This is a genomic window from Paraburkholderia sp. BL27I4N3 (assembly GCF_003386115.1).
Lineage (GTDB): Bacteria > Pseudomonadota > Gammaproteobacteria > Burkholderiales > Burkholderiaceae > Paraburkholderia.
In genome coordinates this window covers 1,665,702-1,682,954 of record NZ_QREJ01000001.1, presented here as the reverse complement: position 1 = coordinate 1,682,954, position 17,253 = coordinate 1,665,702, and the positions used below count along the sequence as shown (strand labels likewise).

At 59.4% G+C, this 17,253-nt stretch carries 15 protein-coding genes and 4 pseudogenes; 13 read left to right on the top strand and 6 right to left on the bottom strand.

Features of this window, described 5'->3' with window-relative positions; genetic code table 11:
• The first annotated feature begins 11 nt into the window (after positions 1-11).
• From B0G71_RS07635 to B0G71_RS42615, 3 genes are read left to right on the top strand one after another with little or no spacing between them, the layout of a single operon-like run.
• Entirely contained in the window at positions 12-1,322 is a 1,311-nt protein-coding gene (locus B0G71_RS07635; RefSeq protein WP_105512132.1) for an FAD-dependent oxidoreductase, read from the top strand.
• Positions 1,319-1,618 carry a ferredoxin family protein gene (locus B0G71_RS07630; protein ID WP_105512133.1) on the top strand — a complete coding sequence of 100 codons (300 nt, stop codon included), beginning with the start codon at positions 1,319-1,321 and terminating at the stop codon, positions 1,616-1,618. The genes B0G71_RS07635 and B0G71_RS07630 overlap by 4 nt, the downstream gene beginning before the upstream one ends.
• Complete coding sequence (locus B0G71_RS42615) at positions 1,534-3,099, top strand: helix-turn-helix domain-containing protein (protein ID WP_404935325.1); 1,566 nt, start codon at positions 1,534-1,536, stop codon at positions 3,097-3,099. The genes B0G71_RS07630 and B0G71_RS42615 overlap by 85 nt, the downstream gene beginning before the upstream one ends.
• Positions 3,100-3,924: 825 nt before the next feature.
• Here B0G71_RS42615 and nifA read toward each other — a convergent pair.
• The gene (gene nifA, locus B0G71_RS07615; RefSeq protein ID WP_258875523.1) at positions 3,925-5,799 is read right to left on the bottom strand and encodes a nif-specific transcriptional activator NifA; all 1,875 of its coding nucleotides are present in this window, start codon (positions 5,797-5,799) and stop codon (positions 3,925-3,927) included.
• 162 nt (positions 5,800-5,961) lie between these two features.
• On the opposite strand from nifA, the gene B0G71_RS41900 reads away from it, so the two are divergent.
• From B0G71_RS41900 to B0G71_RS41895, 3 genes and pseudogenes are all read left to right on the top strand, one after another.
• Entirely contained in the window at positions 5,962-6,084 is a 123-nt protein-coding gene (locus tag B0G71_RS41900; RefSeq protein ID WP_258875522.1) for a hypothetical protein, read from the top strand.
• 9 nt (positions 6,085-6,093) lie between these two features.
• Positions 6,094-6,705, top strand: a complete 612-nt coding sequence (locus B0G71_RS42610; protein WP_116140800.1) for a group II intron maturase-specific domain-containing protein — start codon at positions 6,094-6,096, stop codon at positions 6,703-6,705.
• A gap of 54 nt (positions 6,706-6,759) precedes the next feature.
• Positions 6,760-7,081, top strand: a pseudogene (locus B0G71_RS41895) (IS5/IS1182 family transposase); the annotation flags it as partial.
• Between the two features lie 43 nt (positions 7,082-7,124).
• Here the strand turns inward: B0G71_RS41895 and B0G71_RS07605 are convergent.
• Positions 7,125-8,132 carry an IS110 family transposase gene (locus tag B0G71_RS07605; RefSeq protein WP_258875752.1) on the bottom strand — a complete coding sequence of 336 codons (1,008 nt, stop codon included), beginning with the start codon at positions 8,130-8,132 and terminating at the stop codon, positions 7,125-7,127.
• Positions 8,133-8,223: 91 nt separating this feature from the next.
• Between B0G71_RS07605 and B0G71_RS07600 the strand changes: the two genes are divergently transcribed.
• Positions 8,224-9,285: an IS110 family transposase gene (locus B0G71_RS07600; protein WP_116140796.1), complete on the top strand. Its 1,062-nt coding sequence runs from the start codon at positions 8,224-8,226 to the stop codon at positions 9,283-9,285.
• A gap of 328 nt (positions 9,286-9,613) precedes the next feature.
• On the opposite strand, the pseudogene B0G71_RS07595 reads toward B0G71_RS07600, so the two are convergent.
• Positions 9,614-9,940 (bottom strand): annotated as a pseudogene (locus B0G71_RS07595) (transposase); the annotation flags it as partial.
• Positions 9,941-10,229: 289 nt separating this feature from the next.
• Here B0G71_RS07595 and B0G71_RS41890 point away from each other — a divergent pair.
• Positions 10,230-10,421, top strand: a pseudogene (locus tag B0G71_RS41890) (hypothetical protein); the annotation flags it as partial.
• Positions 10,422-10,582: 161 nt separating this feature from the next.
• Positions 10,583-10,838 (top strand): annotated as a pseudogene (locus B0G71_RS41885) (IS3 family transposase); the annotation flags it as partial.
• A gap of 58 nt (positions 10,839-10,896) precedes the next feature.
• On the opposite strand, the gene B0G71_RS07590 reads toward B0G71_RS41885, so the two are convergent.
• Complete coding sequence (locus B0G71_RS07590) at positions 10,897-11,844, bottom strand: LysR family transcriptional regulator (RefSeq protein ID WP_116140779.1); 948 nt, start codon at positions 11,842-11,844, stop codon at positions 10,897-10,899.
• A 491-nt stretch (positions 11,845-12,335) separates the two neighbouring features.
• On the opposite strand from B0G71_RS07590, the gene B0G71_RS07585 reads away from it, so the two are divergent.
• The 4 genes from B0G71_RS07585 to nodC are packed head-to-tail and all read left to right on the top strand — an operon-like array spanning position 12,336 to position 15,520.
• On the top strand, positions 12,336-12,983 hold the full coding sequence (locus B0G71_RS07585; protein WP_120291347.1) for a hypothetical protein: 648 nt from the start codon (positions 12,336-12,338) through the stop codon (positions 12,981-12,983).
• 35 nt (positions 12,984-13,018) lie between these two features.
• The gene (locus tag B0G71_RS07580; protein WP_105512354.1) at positions 13,019-13,612 is read left to right on the top strand and encodes a NodA family N-acyltransferase; all 594 of its coding nucleotides are present in this window, start codon (positions 13,019-13,021) and stop codon (positions 13,610-13,612) included.
• Positions 13,609-14,301, top strand: coding sequence for a chitooligosaccharide deacetylase NodB (gene nodB, locus B0G71_RS07575; protein WP_116140793.1), 693 nt, complete (start codon positions 13,609-13,611; stop codon positions 14,299-14,301). Before B0G71_RS07580 ends, nodB begins: the two co-directional genes overlap by 4 nt.
• Positions 14,279-15,520 (top strand): chitooligosaccharide synthase NodC, encoded by a 1,242-nt coding sequence (gene nodC / locus B0G71_RS07570; protein WP_116140791.1) that lies wholly within the window; start codon positions 14,279-14,281, stop codon positions 15,518-15,520. The genes nodB and nodC overlap by 23 nt, the downstream gene beginning before the upstream one ends.
• A gap of 489 nt (positions 15,521-16,009) precedes the next feature.
• Here the strand turns inward: nodC and B0G71_RS41270 are convergent, their stop codons facing one another.
• Together B0G71_RS41270 and B0G71_RS07560 are read right to left on the bottom strand one after the other, a co-directional pair.
• Positions 16,010-16,447, bottom strand: coding sequence for a hypothetical protein (locus tag B0G71_RS41270; RefSeq protein WP_181916736.1), 438 nt, complete (start codon positions 16,445-16,447; stop codon positions 16,010-16,012).
• Positions 16,447-17,163, bottom strand: coding sequence for an IS6 family transposase (locus tag B0G71_RS07560; RefSeq protein ID WP_116140789.1), 717 nt, complete (start codon positions 17,161-17,163; stop codon positions 16,447-16,449). Before B0G71_RS07560 ends, B0G71_RS41270 begins: the two co-directional genes overlap by 1 nt.
• Positions 17,164-17,253 lie beyond the last annotated feature (90 nt).

Genomic DNA, 17,253 nt, shown 5'->3' with positions numbered 1-17,253 from the left:
GGAGAATCACGATGAGAAAACCATCACAGTTCGATGTGATCGTGGTCGGCGCCGGTCCGTCCGGCAACGCTGCCGCTTACACGATGGCCAAGGCAGGTCTGGAAGTGCTGCAGATCGAGCGCGGCGAATATCCGGGCAGCAAGAATGTTCAGGGCGCGATCCTGTACGCCAAAGCGCTCGAAGAGATCATCCCGGACTTCCGCGACGATGCGCCGCTGGAGCGCCACATCATCGAGCAGCGAATGTGGATGCTCGACGACACGTCGTTTGTCGGTACACATGTGCGCAGCGAGGATTACAACAAGCCGCCCTATAACCGCTACACGATCATCCGCGCGCAGTTCGACAAGTGGTTTTCATCGAAAGTGCGCGAAGCCGGCGCACTGCTGCTCTGCGAGACCACGGTGAAGGAACTGATCATGGACGGCGACCTGGTGGTCGGCGTGCAGTGCGACCGCGAGCACGGCGATGTCTATGCCGACGTGGTGGTGCTCGCCGACGGCGTGAATTCGACGCTCGCGCGCAAGGCGGGCTTTCATGGAGAGATCGGGGCCGGCAACGTTGCGCTCGCCGTCAAGGAGATTCTCTTCATGCCCGAGGAGACGATCCGCCAGCGCTTCAACGTCGGCGAGGACGACGGCGTCGTGATCGAGATGGTCGGCAGGATCACCGACGGCATGATGGGCACTGGCTTCCTCTATACCAACAAGGAATCGCTCACCATAGGCGTGGGCTGTATGCTGAGCGACTTCAAGAAAAACCCCAACCGCACGAGCCCCTATGTGCTCCTCGAAAAGATGAAGCGGCACCCGTCGATCGCACCGCTGATTGCGGGCGGCGAGATGAAGGAGTATTGCGCGCATCTGATTCCCGAAGGCGGTTTTCACGCAATCCCGCAGGTCTACGGCCACGGCTGGATGATCGTTGGCGATTCAGGCGGTTTCGTGAACGCCGCGCACCGAGAAGGATCGAATCTTGCCATGACCTCAGGACGCCTCGCCGCCGAAACGGTGATCCACGCGAAAGCCGCGGGCCAAGGCTACCGCGCCGGCACGCTCAAGGCCTACAAGGCCGCGCTCGATCAGAGCTTCGTGATGAAAGACCTGCACAAGTACCGCGACATGCCGGCCGTGCTGCACCAGAATCCGCAGTTCTTCACGACCTACCCCGACCTCATGGCGCGCGCCGCGCGCACGATGCTCACGGTCGACGGTAAGGACAAGAAAAGCAAGGAGCGCGAGATTTTTTCGAGCTTCCGCAAAGCCCGTTCGCTTTCCGGCATCGTGGGTGACGCCTACAAACTCCTGAGGGCCTTCCGATGAGCACCCTACCCGTCAACGTAGAGGAAAAGCTGTTCCAGAACCGTTACCGCGTCGATGCAGGACGGCCGCACGTCCACATCAAGGATGCCGACGTCTGCCGGAGCGAATGCAGCGAGAAGAGTTGCACCTTCGTCTGCCCGGCCTCGTGCTACAAGGCCGAAGGCAACGGCGCGGTGACGCTGATCACCGACGGCTGCCTCGAATGCGGCAGTTGCCGCATCCTCTGTACCGACCACCAGAATATCGAGTGGGACTACCCGCGCGGTGGTCACGGCATCCTGTTCAAGTTCGGTTGACGAACATCGTCATGGCCAGACCAGAACGACATGTGTTTGCTTGCACCCAGAACCGGCCGCCGCAGCATCCGCGCGTCGTCTGCGCAGGCCGCAAGGGCTCGACCGCGCTGCTGAAGGCATTCTGGGCGGAACAGCAGAAACGCCAGGCGCCCGATACCGTCGCGATCACGTATTCGGGCTGTCTCGGCCCGTGCGATCAGGGCACGAACGTGCTCATCTATCCCGACGCGGTGCTCTACAGCGGCGTGACGATGGCCGACGTGGAGAAAATCTTCACGCGTCAACTCGAAGGCCGCGAACCGGTGCGGCGCCTCATCGAAGGCCTGCATGGCGCGCCGGCCGAGCAGATCGACGCAGTCCTGTGGAGCGTCACACTGACCTCTCCGCGAAGCCTTGCCGCCTACTATCTGCTCAACAAATTCCATGCCGGACGCCGCGAACTCGATGAGGCAGAGCACGCGGCCCATCTGGGACTAAAAGCAGCTGCGCATGCCGCCGGGTTGAATGAGGATTGGCAGATGGTACAAGCCGGCGACGCGAACTTCCACGCGCCCGATCCCGCCCGGTCCCGCCCGCTTCTGGCTGTTCACGCTAAAGGCGCTCGCCTTCATCGGCCTGCGGCGCGGCGAACGCGAAACCGCAACACAGTTGATCACACAACTACGACAGCTCGATCCGGCGGGCCACCTCGGCTTCGGCGTAGTGGAAGCGTTGCTGCAACGGTCCGTCTGAGGAGAAGCACGATGTCCAAACAGCCCGCCATCGCATCGTTGGCCGACGACAATCTGGCAGCCGGCGGCGTGGCAGCAGTCGACCGTGCGCTGACCCTGCTGGCTGCCTTCGGCAACGGCACGCACGTGCTGTCATTGAGCGCGCTCGCGGAACGCACGCGTCTGTACAAGAGCACCGTGCTGCGCCTGCTCGCGTCGCTGGAACATGCGCATCTCGTGGTGCGCCGCGCCGATGGCTGCTACGTGCTGGGGTCCGGCGTCGCAAGGCTGCATGCCGTCTATGCGCAATCGTCCTCCAGCGAGTCGCTGGTGATACCCGTGCTGCAGGAACTGGTGGCCGCAACCCGTGAAAGCGCCGCGTTTCACGTACGTCAAGGTGCGCAACGGCTATGCCTGTATCGCGTCGACTCGCCACAGCCTGTGCGAGATCACATCCGCGCGGGCGAGCTACTGCCGCTGGATCGTGGCACAGGAGGCCGGGTGTTGCAAGCCTACTGCCACGAGGGCGACGAGGCACTCGGTCAGCAGATCCGCCGCCAGCAGGTCATCGCGCTAGCAGGAGACCGCGATCCGCAATTGGCAGGTATCGCCGCGCCGGTGTTCGGCCCGTCCGGGCAACTCGCCGGTGTCATTACGCTGACCATGCCCCGCGAGAGACTGGACTCCGCTTGGGCGGAGATAGTGAGGAATTCTGGGCGAACTCTCACACGATACCTTGGCGGAATCAAGCCGGGCGAGGCAGACGGGTAGTGATGCGTGAGGAACGAACTTGGGTTGTTACTCGCTTTTACTGAATGTCTTAATGTTGGCCATTGCGGCCAGCCGCGCTCGATCCCAACTTCGACTCAACGAATGTCAGTACATGGACACCCTCAGTTTGCCAAGTTTTCAATCGGTGATGATGGGTAGGTAGATTGCAACCATAGATTCGGACTTTCAATGTGGCTGTGCCGCTGTGCCTGACGGGTTTCGCTTGATCGGTTCCCCGTCGCTTTCGCACACTCGACGGTGCTCGGACATTCCCGGGCCTTGCCGACCACGCTCTAACCTGTCGTGCCATCACGTCATGATTACCTAAGCAATCGGTCGACTCTTCTCGTGTTGTCAGCGTTTTGTCCTTCTATTAGCCGGGCTGACTACGCAACCGCAGCGGCAGATGTATCTTCTGCCCGGAACTCCCGGTCATCTGCCCACAGCGCCCAGACGGCGCGCGATCTTGTTGGCGTGCGACAGAGTCGCCTCGCTGATATGACCCCGGGCGCGCCTCCAGAAATTCAACGCGATCGAACACCACCGCTTGCGTCGCTGACCGCATCCGGTGTGAGCTGATGGTCGAGCGCGACATGGCCGACGCACCGGCGATGACAGCGCAGCGTTCGCACCACCTTAGTCGAGATACCGACCGCCCCTGAGGTCGGCCGGGCTGTTCTCGACGATTACCGAATTGGAGCCGACTGGGCCGCTTCCGATCGTGATCATGCCAAGGTCCGCGCCAAACCCTGGCTTGACTTGTCTGAGCTATTCGCATCAGTCCCGATGTCGCGGCCCCGATACGCCGCAAGTCCGACAGTGCTTTCAGAAACGCTTGATCTCGACACCGTATTTCCTCAGCGCGTAGCCAATCTGGCGAGGCGTCAGTCCAAGCAGCCGCGCCGCCCTTGCCTGCACCCAGCCGGATCTTTCCATGGCGGCGATGAGACGCTCGCGGTTGGTCATCTTCGCACCACTTCCGAGAGCTGCACCGCCAGGCACTAGCGGAGCCCGCTCGCTGCCGACAGGCGGGACCGCAACTGCGCCCGGCGTAGCAGCCTCAGCCGGGGGCGTACCCGGCTTCACTTGCACTGGTACGATCGGCCCGGGCTGCAGCGCCATCTCGTCCGATCCGCTCTTCCACAGCATCGCGGACAGACACTGGCCGTGGCAGCAGGCAAAGTCGTTTCTCACGATCGCTGGTCCCGGCGCCAGGGTCGCGCTCCGCTGCACGCAATTCTCGAGCTCGCGGACATTGCCGGGAAAACCGCAGTTCATCAACACTTCAATCGCGCTCGCATCGAAGGTCAGCGTACGGCCGTTCTCGCTGTTGAAATTCTTGAGAAACTCAACGGCGAGGAGAGGAATATCACTGCGCCTTTCACGCAACGGCGGCAGCAGCAAGGGAACCACGCTGAGGCGATAATAAAGGTCGGCGCGGAACTCGTTCCTTGCCACCGCGTCTTCCAGGTTCTTATTCGTGGCGGCAACCACGCGAACATCGACCTTGATGGTCTGGTTGCTGCCGACGCGCTCGAATTCTTGCTCCTGCAGGACGCGCAGCAGCTTTGCCTGGAACGAGGCCGAAATCTCGCCGATCTCGTCCAGAAACAGCGTCCCCTTGTCGGCGAGCTCGAAGCGCCCCTTGCGCGAATTGAAGGCGCTGGTAAAGGCACCCTTCTCATGACCGAACAATTCGGATTCCAGCACCGTCTCAGGGAGCGCCGCGCAATTGAGCTTGATGAAGGCCCGCTTGGCTCGCGGCGACAGCTCGTGAAGGGCCTTGGCGACCAGCTCCTTCCCGGTACCGGATTCGCCGCGCAACAGAACTGTGCTGTTCGATTTGGCTACCACCGCGATCTTCTCAAGCAGGCCGCGCAGCGCCGGACTGTCGCCAATGATCCCCTCGACCTGAAACTTCTTACGCTCCTGCGCAGGGTACTTGAGCTCGGACAATTGTTTTTGCAGCCCGTCCCTCCCCGCCATCAGTCGCTCGCGGTCGCTCTTGAATAAGCGATGCAGCTTCACCGTCTGCCCCACCAGGTTGGCGATCATAGTAAGCAGCCGCACGTCGCAATCGAGCCGGAAGTTCGACCCATTGTCCGGGATGCGGTCGATGGTCAGTGTGCCCACGACCTTCGCGTCGATGCGAATAGGAACGCCGATGAACGACACTCGCATGTTGTCGGAAGCACCGAGCACGCCCATGTCGGCGGCACTGAAGCCCGAATGCCCCACTACGTTCTCGGCGACGAGCGGCCTGTCCGTCGACATGATCTGGTCAATTGCCTTCTGCGGCAGGCGCATCCGGTAGCGCTCATCGCTGCCTTCGCTCCAGCCGGCGCCAACGGTAATGTCCGGTACGCCATCATCGTCGAAGAGAGAGACGATGCCGAGCCGCATCTGCACAAACGATTGCAGGAGATCGACGACGTTGGCCAACATGACTTCGAGCCGGCAGGGGGCGGTAAGTACCTTCGATATCTCCAAGATGCCGGTAAGCGCGCTCTCGTACCACTGCACAATAGGGACCGCGTGGTCCGTCTCGGACTTTGAGCTAGGCCTTTCGCGTACGGAAGCGATATGCAGCATGACGACGTCTCCGTTGTTGTGACCATCCTCTCTGTCACCTTGTTCGGATTTACGAGTATTGTGTTGCATATCATCCTCGATCTCGCGCCCTTCACGGGCTGACTTCAAGAGATAACGCCTTTTCATGGCAGGACGGTGAAACTATAGTGCCTTGATTTACTTATTTTCTCCTTTTGCGATCTCGCCGCGCAGATTCCGCCGGGAACGCGAGTTCCATTGATGTCGCTCAAAACAACTGCGATTTGTCTACTCCGGTGCAGCCGATTACAGGTGTCGTCCATCATTGATTGCTGCCTCAGTCTGATGCGCTATACCGATGACTTTGTGATCACCGGTCACTCGAAAGAGTTGCTGGAAGACGAGCTCAAGCCACTGGTCGAGGTCTTTCTGTAGGAGCGCGGACTGACGCTCTCCCCAGAAAGGACCAGGATCACGTACATCTCGCAAGGGTTCGACTTCCTCGGGCAGAACATTCGAAAATATCAACGGCAAGCTACTCATGAAGTCACCAAAAAGAATGTTCAAGCGTTTCTGACGAAAGTGCGCACAGTCATCAAGGACAATGCATCGGCCAAACAGGTCAATCTAATCGGCCTGCTCAACCCGATCATCGATGACTGGTCGAACTATCGTCGATACGTGGTCTCGAAAGAAGTCTACAGCGCAGTCGACACTGCCATCTGGCAGGCGTTGTGGAAGTGGTGCTGCCGGCGGCATCCGTGCAAGGGCGCACGATGGATCAGAGCGCGATACTTCCATCATGAAGGACGCGGCACTGGGTATTGGACGCGATACTGGTGGACTAACGGCAGAAGGGAACCCAGGACGATTGAGGCTACGCAAAGCATTCGTCGTGTGGACGGAGGATCGAGTGCGCGGGCCAATCTCGTCATGGTCCATCCCGTCTGCCACCAACAGATCCATCGTCGTGGTCTAACAGTAACGAACCTCCTCCCAATCGGGGGCTTTGAAAGGCTTGAGCCGTCTGTATTAAAGGGACATGCACGGTCCTGAGGGGGTCGCTATGCAGCAAATTCGTAGCGGCTACCCGACACGGCGTCAAGAGGTCTCGCGACCACCGCGAAACAAGGACTGATCGTCGGCGCGGGCGTTCGCAGGCAACCCATACGACGGCCACACGCTGGCGGAGCAACTCGAACAGAGCTCCATTCTGTTGCAGGATCTGCCGGGTATGCCGCAACCGAAGGCCGTGCTGGTCGATCTCGGGGTTCGGGGCGTCAATGCCGAAACATCATCAGTATGACTTATTCATCGCGGCAAACGGAAGACCCTGATCAGCACGCAGCGACGTTGGCTCAAGCGACGGCACGCGATCGAACCGGTCATCGGCCATGTGAAGGACGACCACGGCATGCGGCGTTGCTGGCTCTCTTAAGAAACACACCCCAAGTGTCTGATTGGGAATGAGTTTTTCAGACGGGTTGCGGTTGTTCTGTGGCGACGAGCTTCATGCCGAGCTTCTGGGCGCGCTGGGATAACTGCCGAAGAACACGTTCGCGGCAGCGCTCTTCGTAGTAGTCCTGCCCTTGATCGGTGTATTCCTCGCCCTTGGTAAGCATTGTGTAGATGAGTCGCGCGAGCTTGTGGGCGACATCGGTAATGGCCTTCGGTTTGTCCATACGCGAACACATCCGCCTGAAGTACGCGCCCAGTGCCGACTGGCTGGTGCGCAATGCCGTAGCGGCCAGACGCAGGGCCTGGGCCGCGCGGTTAGCGCAGCGCATGGTCTTGCCACTCATCACTTTGCCTCCGGTTATCCGGGTTCCTGGGCACAGCCCCAGCCAGCTCGCGAAGTGTGCCGCCGAGGGAAAGCGTGACATGTCGGCGCCAATCTCCGAGATGACAGCCAGCGCCGTCGTGACGTCGATGCCGTCAATGCGCGTGAGGTCCACGCCGCACATCCTGACCAACTGCGTACGCAGGTCAAACTTCGGCGCGTTGCGTGTCCGGCCGCGCTGCTTGCCCCTGGCAGGTTCACCCTCATGAGTTTGCAGGCGTTGCAACTGTCGCTGGATCTCGCGGTCGCCCTCGGCCAGTTGCGTACCGATGAAGTCGAACGCGTCCACCGCCTGCCTGAGCGCGAACAGGTGCTCGGCACGCCAGGTGCCTTGCAGGCTCTTAGCTATCTCCTCGACGCTGGCAGGGATACGCGCATCCTTCATGCCCGCGAGCGCATGGCCATCCCGCTCGCCGGCCACAATGGCGCGCAGAATCTTCTGGCCCGTCACACCGACTAAGTCGGAGATGACGTTGGCGGGTTGGACGTTCATCTGGGTCAGCGCCTTCTGCATATGCTGGACGTGGCGCGACTGGCTGCGCAACAGCATCCCACGTTGGCGCCACAGCGAGCGCAGCACACAGACCTGGTCGGCCGGGCGAAATGCCCCGCGCAGCAAACCGTACGTCATGAGCTGCTGGATCCATTGAATTGGTAAGGACCTCCCCGATCACCCGGCACCGTCTGGTGCCATCATGGCTGGTGCTACACAACCTTCTGGGAAGGGGGAAGTCATGGACAAGATTACTCGTGTTGGTGTGGATCTGGCGAAGAACATCATGCAGATTCATGCGGTCGACGGCGCCGGCCATGTCGTGGTACGCAAGGCGATTGCGCGCGAGCGATTCATGAGCTGGTTTGCCAATCTGGAACCGTGCCTGGTTGCGATGGAGGCATGCAGCGCGGCGCACTACTGGGCACGCAAGCTGCGCGCGCTCGGGCACGACGTGCGCCTGATTCCACCGCAGTTTGTCGCTCCCTACCGCAAGGGCGGCGTTCACGTAAAGAACGATGCACTCGATGCCGAAGCGACCTGCGAAGCGGCGAGCCGCCCCCACATGCGTTTCGTGCCGGTCAAGTCAGCCGCACAGCAAAGCGTCCTGGTGCTGCATCGCATGCGCACGGGATTTGTGGAGGAGCGCACCGCACTGGTGAACCGGTTGCGCGGCCTGCTGGTCGAGTTCGGCGTGTTCCTGCCGCAAGGTATCAACCAGTTGCGCAAGCATTTCGTCGAGCGCATTGAGGATGGCAACAACGAGCTGGCAGGGCCGGCGCGCCAGGCCCTGATGCGCGGCTGGGCACAATGGCAGTCGCTGGACGACGAAATCGCCTGGTTTGACAGACAGATCGCCGAGCACGCCAGTCACGACCCGCAGGCGCGGCGTTGCATGGACGTATGTGGCGTGGGCCGGCTGACGGCATCGGCCGCGGTGGCGACCATCGTGGACGCGCAGCAATTCAAGAACGGCCGGCAGATGGCCGCATGGCTGGGCATCGTGCCCCGGCAAAAGAGCAGTGGCGGCAAGCAACGGCTCGGGCGCATCACCAAACAGGGAAGCGACTATCTGCGAACCCTGCTGTTTCAGGGCGCACGCTCCGCAGTCCTCACCGCTCACCACCGCCAGGACCGGCTCTCTTGCTGGATCGTCCAGCTTCGGGCTCGCGTGGGCTACAGCAAGACGCTGGTCGCGGTAGCCAACAAGCACGCGCGTATCCTTTGGGCGGTGCTGGCCAAGGGAGAACGATTCGATCCGTCCCACGCGCCCGCTCGCACTGGTGGGGCGGCGGGCGCGTGAAACCCTAAACGACATCACCATAAATTGACTTCGTAGTCGAAGGACGCAACCGACAAGGATAGAGCGACAGGTCAGACCGGCAGCAGGCGAACTCGAAGGATTGTCAGGCGCTACCTCGCATGTATTCGCCGTCCATTGGATGGAGTCCTGCTGCGCGGTTACTACCCGGGCCCGGGCGCGGTTGTGACGGCGCCCAGCAAGGCCGTTTATAGGCATGCAGTCTGTCTCGCCGCCAACCGTTGTCGTTGTAGTCCCTCACTTTGCCGATACAGGAATCAAACACATGAATCACTAAACCCAGCTTGCAAAAACGGGGAGGTCCTTATAGACAATCCAGCACATCGGACTTGCGCCCCGAGACGTTCCTGACGTGACGCGCATTGATCAGCATGACCGTGAAACCACGCGACTCCAGCAGTTCGAACACGGTCCAGTACACGCCGGTCGATTCCATCGCGATGGTGTCGATCCGGCAGGCCTTGAGCCAGTCGGCCATGGCGTTGAGGTCTGCCGTGAAACTGGCAAATTCGCGCACCGGCTCATCGTCCCGATCCGGCGGGACAGCCACAAAGTGGGACGCGCTGCCAATGTCGATGCCGGCGGCATTGGGATGGGTGATCGACAATGCTGCCGCCCGGGACTTGCGCGGCTTCAGGCTGACTGCAGGGTTGCGTTGGGCCAAGGCTTGCTCCATCTTCAGTTGCGGGAATGGCGCTGCATCGGGTACGTCGTTAGCTCACTCTCTTAAACGGGATATCAGCACAGCAGCTTACGCCGTCACGCCGATTCACCAATATCGATGACGTCACCCAGGACCACGCTCAAAGACGGGCATTACGCACCATTGCCTCACCGGTCTTCCGCAGCGCCGCATTCGACTTTGCCACACCGAAGCCACCCTTTGTTTCTTCGGCGCGATTTGCGGCAGCGGGCCGATTATTTCGCTCAAAGGGCAAAGCGGCGATGCGCTACACGCGGTACTGTGCGCTGCCGGTTACAACCTGCGCTGGTTGCTGCGCGCCGTCGTCCGTCTCGGCCGGGGGCCTGGATTTTTTATCCTCGCGGTGCTGCATGGGCTCGCCAATGTCACGCTGCAGCCGAGCGATTGTTCGGCACAACCGCTTTCGATGGGTTGATTCCTGTTCGCCGACAGGCGCACCCTTGGCTTGGCTCGCTACCGCAAACTGAATTTTTTCAGGATCGACTATCTACCCGCACTATGTCTTTGATTCGTGGATAGAGCGATGGCGGCGTCACCGCGCGCAGCAGGGGCCCGGCTTGAGGTGGAGATACTGGCGCACATCAGCGCTCCCGCGAGAGTTATGGGGCCGAACGCCTGCAAGGCACCTCGTAGCGCATGGCTTGCACGTCGGCGTATCCGATAAAGAGACTGCGTCGCAAGCAGGGGGTTGCGTTGCAACCAGAAACGCAAATTCAAGGCAACAACCAGATTGACACATGGCTTGCCGTTCGCGCCGAACCTGCTCGATCAGGCGTTTGCCGTCACCGCGCCGAATCAGGCCTGGTGTGGTGATATCCGTTATGTCGCCACAAAACCCTCGAAACCCCACAGATCCATGCCGCAAAAGCCTTGCTGAAAGATCCCATTTTCTAACCTGGGTGGATTGGTCTTCGCGTGGTCTCACGCGGAGCAACCATGCGTGACGCCTCCTGCAATATTATCTCCCGCATCCAGTTGCTTGCCGGATCACTGCTGTGAAGGGCAGACCATTGGACGGCCTCGGTGAATGCGGGCAGTGGCAGCGGAAGTTCGACGATCCGCAGAGGCATCGTTTTTTCGAAATGCTTGGCCAGCCTGAAGGGCATCGTCCCTATACGGTCAGTGTTTATTAGCATAGGCGGGATCATGCTAAAGCTCTGCACGATGACCTCGTTCCGTCTCTTGAGACCGTGCTCAAGCAAAAACCACTCGTCGATGGAGGGCCGCCGCGTACGTCCGAACCTGACCGAAACGTGCCCCATCGACATGTATCTCTCGAATGTAAGCTGCCCTGATAGCTGCTTGTTCGTGCGGCAGCCTACGCACACGAGTGTCTCCTCGAACAGCTTCGCTTTAGGATGCGCGCTCGACATGAACAATTCCGGCAAGATAAGAAAATCGGCTTCGCCGCGCCGGAGAACCTCATCGGGGTCATCGGCAAGTGGTAGCAATTCGAAGCCGACGGCGGGAGCTTCCCGTGCAATACGCTCCACGATCTTTCGAAAAAATACGACTGCCATGAAATCGGAAAGGATGATCCTGAAGCGGCGATCCGATTTGGCCGGGTTGAAGACGTCCCGGGAAATAACGGAGAGCTGGATGTGCACCAGAGCCTCGCGGATTGGAGCAGCGAGCCCTTCAGCACGCGGTGTGGGGACAAGTTCCCGGCCCCTCATCGTAAACAGTTCATCGCAGAAATAGGCGCGTAGCCGGGCGACGGCCGCGCTCATGGCCGGCTGGCTCAGGTTGATGCTGCGTGCCGCCGCGGTGAGGTTACGCTCGGTCATCAGAGCATCGAGCGCGACGAGGAGATTTAGATCGAGGCCCTTGAAACGCATGATCCCAACTTATCCATAGTGTGGATGTGTTCCATCAAAACAATCGATTTCACGAATTGTACAGTATGGAGGATAGTATTCCTGGTACATCCGACTGGATTTCGCCAACCTGCTGGCGCCTTCGTGGTGCCGGGTAGCGGAAGAAGTGTGTCGTAGAACTGAGCGAAGCCGAGGAAATGACATTGCAGCAGTTGTCGATCAATCACATGCATCGGGGCACGCGAGCGCGGCCCTGTCGCTGCTCGGAGACAGGATCAAGCGCAAGCTTACCGCTGAGCAACTCGGCGTGAGCGGGCAGTCCGTCTGCGACTGGCTCACGCATGGCGCAACAGCGGCGTGGACGGCCCGACGGGCGGCCATATCGGTGGGAACATGAAGCACCACTGACGACGCTTCATCACCTGCACGAAGGAAACGCCGATGCCGAACTCGCTGAACTTTCTCGGCGGATACGGCACCAAATTTCAAGTCAATTTCTCGTGGACGCTCTCATGAATACTGTAGCAAAACGTCGGGCCGGAGAAATGGAATTTAGGCATATCAAAATGGTTGTCGATCTTTGCCCTGACTCCGAGAAAAATCCTCAGGCGTACGCCGAGCATCAACCGAGGCGCATGTCCAATGCGGCCACGGCCTTCGGCGGCATGGACAAGCTGGATCGCGCCGACACGACGCAACAAGCGTCTGGCAGGTCGCGTAGGCGCTTACTACCGGCAAAACTTCGCATAGTTCTCCAAACCCTTTCTATATCGGCCGCTTACCTTCGTACAGTTGAGCCACCGCTCGACTTCGCCTTGACTTCGCGACGAATCGCGAGCAGCCGATTGCAGGTGCCAAATGCATCAGGGACCCGGCCAAATGGATCTCGTGTCAGTCGCAGTCAGATCGTGCGGAAGATGCGGGGGAAGTCTTTGGTAGATCTGGTGCGAAAGGCACGCGCACTCGATGTAATCTCCATCGTGGATGCGGTTCGATCGGCCCGTGAAGCGTTGACGGAAATGCTCTTTTCTTCGGGCTTCATCCCAGAACTGTTCCAGAGTGCAGATGATTTCATGAAATCGAACCGCTTTCTCAGAAAGTCGTTCGCGTGCGTCAGGTCCACCCTCAAAGGCCGGACGGCGCATAGGGGGCAGTCGTGAATTTGGCCGTGTCCACAGCTGAAGGACCTCTCTCCATGCGCTCTCAGGTGCGGTGGAGGCTGGCTTGGGAAAACGAGTTGCGACTCGCCGACCACATCGAACTGTCCGAGTTCTTCCGACAGACCTACGGACCGACAGGGGCGTTTAATGCAAAACCATTCGAAGGCAATCACAGTTGGGCTGGTGCGAGGCCAGAGGTCCGTGCAATCGGCTACGACGCGCGCGGCGTAGCGGCTCATATCGGCGCACTGCGTCGTTTCATCAAGGTCGGCGCAGTCGATCTACTAGTGGCCGAACTAGGATTGTACGCGGTACGTCCAGATCTTGAGGGACTCGGAATCCCTCATTTAATGCGCGTGATGTATCCCGTGTTGCAGGAACTTGGCGTTCCATTCGGCTTCGGCACAGTTCGACACGCGTTGCGGCAACATATTGCAAGGCTGCTCGGCCGACACGGTCTGGCGACTATTGTGTCTGGAGTTCGCGTCAGGTCGACCCTGCGAGAAGTGCATCTCGACAAGCCGCCCACGCGCATCGAGGACGTACTCATTGTCGTCTTGCCGATTGGACGGTCAATGAGCGACTGGCCGACCGGAACGCTAATTGATCGGAACGGGCCAGAGCTGTGAGGCACTGCTTATTCGAAGCGCGTAGCGAGTGCGCTGACATCTCCGGGCGTCGCAGCGTTTATTTGACGTTTGACGACGGCCCTAATCCGCTTTGCACACCGGACATCCTCGATGTGCTGGCGGAACACCGGGTGCCGGCGACTTTCTGCGTCATCGGCGCGTACGCAGCGAGTCAGCCGAAGCTGATCCAGCGAATGATCGCAGAAGGGCACGAGGTCGCAAACCACACGATGACTCATCCGGACCTGTCCAGATGCGAACCCACCGAAGTACAACAGGAAATACTAACGGCAAGCAGGGTCATCAGGATGGCGAGCCCCCAGGCTCCGCTGCGGTATATGCGTGCCCCGTATGGCATGTGGACCGAAGCAGTGCTCACTACGTCAGCGAGCGCTGGTCTGGCGCCCCTCCACTGGTCGGTAGACCCGCGAGACTGGTCCCGTCCCGGCGTGGACGCGATTGTCAGCGCAGTGCTGGCCTCTGTCCAGCCTGGCGCAATTGTACTCTTGCACGACGGATGCCCTCCCGATGAGTTGGGACGATGCACTCACGCTGGTCTGCGCGAGCAGACCCTCATGGCGCTTTCCCTCATGATTCCAGCATTGCATGACCGGGGGTTTGCAATCCGATCGCTTCCTCAACCTCAGCGAACGAACCAGACACCCTATGAACATGCTTGCCGCAACTAGCGCTGTCTCGTTTTATGCGCTGCTCTCGACTGTCTATAAAAGCACGCAGGCGCTTTATGCTCAGCCGACAAACGTGTCATCGCTGTCGGACGGCTTGGTCGACTCCGACGCTCTGCCGGGCGTGGATGTCATCGTGCCGTGCTTTAACGAGCAACCGCGCACGCTCTCGGCGTGCCTGGAGTCCATTGCAAACCAGGACTACGCCGGAAAACTGCGGGTCTATGTGGTTGATGATGGTTCTGCGAATCTCGACGCCGTGAGGCCGGTATACGATGCGTACACACGCGACCCGAGATTCAACCTCATTACGCTCCCCCAAAATATGGGAAAGCGCAAGGCACAAATCGCCGCAATACGCGCTTCATCCGGGGAACTGGTACTCAACGTCGACTCGGACACGACGCTGGCGCCCGATGTCGTCAAGAAGCTCGTATTGAGAATGCGAGACACGACGATAGGCGCCGCCATGGGTCAGTTGACCGCCAGCAACCGCAATGATACCTGGTTGACTCGTCTGATCGATATGGAGTACTGGTTGGCTTGCAACGAAGAGCGCGCGGCACAGGCTCGCTTCGGCGCTGTTATGTGTTGCTGTGGTCCGTGTGCCATGTACCGCCGGTCCGCGCTCCTTCTGCTGCTAGATCAGTACGAGACGCAACTTTTTTGCGGGAAACCGAGCGACTTCGGCGAGGACCGCCATCTCACGATTCTCATGCTGACGGCAGGTTATCGGACCGAGTACGTTCCGGACAGTCTGGGGGCGTATCTGCGCCAACGACTGCGTTGGGCGCGCAGTACGTATCGGGACACGTTGCTTTCGCTGCGCCTGCTGCCCTGTCTCGATCGCTACCTTACGCTGGAGGTGATCGGACTGAATCTGGGCTCGCTATTTCTCGCCTTATCGCTTCTAGCGGGGCTCGCGCAGCTTGCATTGACAGCGACAGTGCCGTGGTGGACTGCCCTGATAATCGCATCATGGACCATGATCCGCTGTAGCGTGGCATCGGTTCGCGCTCGCCAGATTCGATTTCTTGGCTTTTCTCTTCACACACCCATTAACCTCTTTCTCTTGCTCCCCCTGAAAACCTATGCGCTGGGTACATTGAGCAATAGCGATTGGCTGTCACGGAGCGTTGCTGCCAACCTACCACATGGGGGTGGAAACAGGCCGTCACCGGAAACCCGAAGGCGGGACCGAACGCTACAGAATTTTCGGTAATTGCGGCGGCGCTTCGCAGAGCAGATCTTACGCGCGGCCCTTCGACGTTGGTGGTGGCATATGACGGCGTTTGTAGCGACGAGTGATCGTGCACACTACTTATCTTAGATGCTATGGGAGGGCCGTGTCAGTCGTATCCATTTTGCGTGCTCCTTTGCCGAAATGGGTCTGGAAAAGCCGTTTTACTCCAGCGGGCTTACTTCCACCGCCCTCCCATAGCATCTAGAAATGATCGTGCTTTCCGTTGAAAATCTAGCGGTTGGTTTCCAAAATCCCTTATCGACTAACGATTCGTGCATCCGTCGATTCCGCGAAGATTGTGGAGCTACTGAGCCTTACTGCAAGCAGCTCGGCACTCGCCCACCGCCAGATTTTGCACAGACAGGAAGATTCTCCTGTGAAAACTTTGCCGCGCGGCAAAGCGTTCGTACCGCATCTGCATATAAACGTCTCAATTAGGAGTGCTGTATGGATGAACGACATCATTTCTTAATGACACCAGGCCCGTTCGCCTTGAGCGACGAAGTGACGGCACAGATGCAATTCGATATGGGCTCGCGCGACCGGAGCTTCAAAAACATCACGGCTTCGGTGCGTAAACTGATGATCGAGCTGATCGACGGGAATGACACACATTCGGTCGTCCCAATCCAGGGCAGCGGTTCCTACGGTATGGAGGCTGCGCTGGCTACCTTCATCTGTCCGTCTGATTGGCCGCTCGTCTGCATCAACGGAATTTATGGCGAGCAGATACTGAAAATACTGGAGCTGCGAGGCGTGCAGGCCGTCAGCATGAAGGCGCCGAGCGATCAACCGCTCTCGGCCGCCGACATCGCCGCGTATCTGGAGCAGGACCGCACGATCACGCAGGCTCTGATGCAAATAGACGGTCTGGTGGAGGTTTTTGCTATAGAAAGGATACCTCATCAAGAAGACAGGACGGCCTCCCAAACTGCGGGCGCAGCGGTACCTTTGAGGCCAAGATTCGCGAGGCTGAATTGGCCCTTGGGAATACGATGGACCAATTCAATACCTGAGAGAGTAATCGCTGCGTTCCTGAAACGTTTGAAGCCGAGCATGACTTTTGTCCGGGACTCGATGTTGCCATGGTCCTGCTCGACCAAATTATTGAGATATTTCGAGGATCGGACGTTTGTGTCATCAGGCAGCAAGCCATCGGCCTTCATCTCGCGCACGGCGCGGTGCGAGGCTGCACAACCATCAAGCGTGATGGTATTCGGTCGCTGGCCTTGATGTTCGATTGCCTTGCTGAAAAAGGCTTTTGCCGCCTTCACGTCGCGCTTGGCGCTGAGCATGAAGTCTACTGTCTGGCCCACCCGATCCACCACTCGATAAAGATAGACCAACTTGCCGCGCAGCTTGAGGTAAGTCTCGTCGACACGCCGCGACTGCCCTGTGGGCCTGCCAAAGCGGTTCGACCGTTTTACGAACTCCGGCGCAAAGCGCCGCACCCGGCGCAGGATCGTCGTGTGCGCCAGCGACAGACCCCGTTCCGCCATCATCTCGACCAGTTCGCGCAGGCTAGGCTTGTAGCGTAGGTACCAGCGAACACACAGAATGATCACGTCGCGGTCAAAGTGACAGCCTGCGACCAGTTCGTCAAGGCTCTTCAGCTTGCTCATCGTCGGTTCTCAATTTGTTCAGCCTGACACCTTAATCGATTCGCCCCCGCGCTATTTGCACCAGAGCCGTTTCTGTCACCAAGGACTCCA

Excerpts from the sequence above, each read along its gene's own strand:
- B0G71_RS07635 (WP_105512132.1), top strand. The coding sequence starts at position 12 with ATGAGAAAACCATCACAGTTCGATGTGATCGTGGTCGGCGCCGGTCCG.
- B0G71_RS07630 (WP_105512133.1), top strand. The coding sequence starts at position 1,319 with ATGAGCACCCTACCCGTCAACGTAGAGGAAAAGCTGTTCCAGAACCGT.
- B0G71_RS07600 (WP_116140796.1), top strand. The coding sequence starts at position 8,224 with ATGGACAAGATTACTCGTGTTGGTGTGGATCTGGCGAAGAACATCATG.
- B0G71_RS07590 (WP_116140779.1), bottom strand. The coding sequence starts at position 11,844 with ATGCGTTTCAAGGGCCTCGATCTAAATCTCCTCGTCGCGCTCGATGCT.
- B0G71_RS07585 (WP_120291347.1), top strand. The coding sequence starts at position 12,336 with ATGAATACTGTAGCAAAACGTCGGGCCGGAGAAATGGAATTTAGGCAT.
- B0G71_RS07580 (WP_105512354.1), top strand. The coding sequence starts at position 13,019 with ATGCGCTCTCAGGTGCGGTGGAGGCTGGCTTGGGAAAACGAGTTGCGA.
- nodC (WP_116140791.1), top strand. The coding sequence starts at position 14,279 with ATGAACATGCTTGCCGCAACTAGCGCTGTCTCGTTTTATGCGCTGCTC.
- B0G71_RS41270 (WP_181916736.1), bottom strand. The coding sequence starts at position 16,447 with ATGAGGTATCCTTTCTATAGCAAAAACCTCCACCAGACCGTCTATTTG.
- B0G71_RS07560 (WP_116140789.1), bottom strand. The coding sequence starts at position 17,163 with ATGAGCAAGCTGAAGAGCCTTGACGAACTGGTCGCAGGCTGTCACTTT.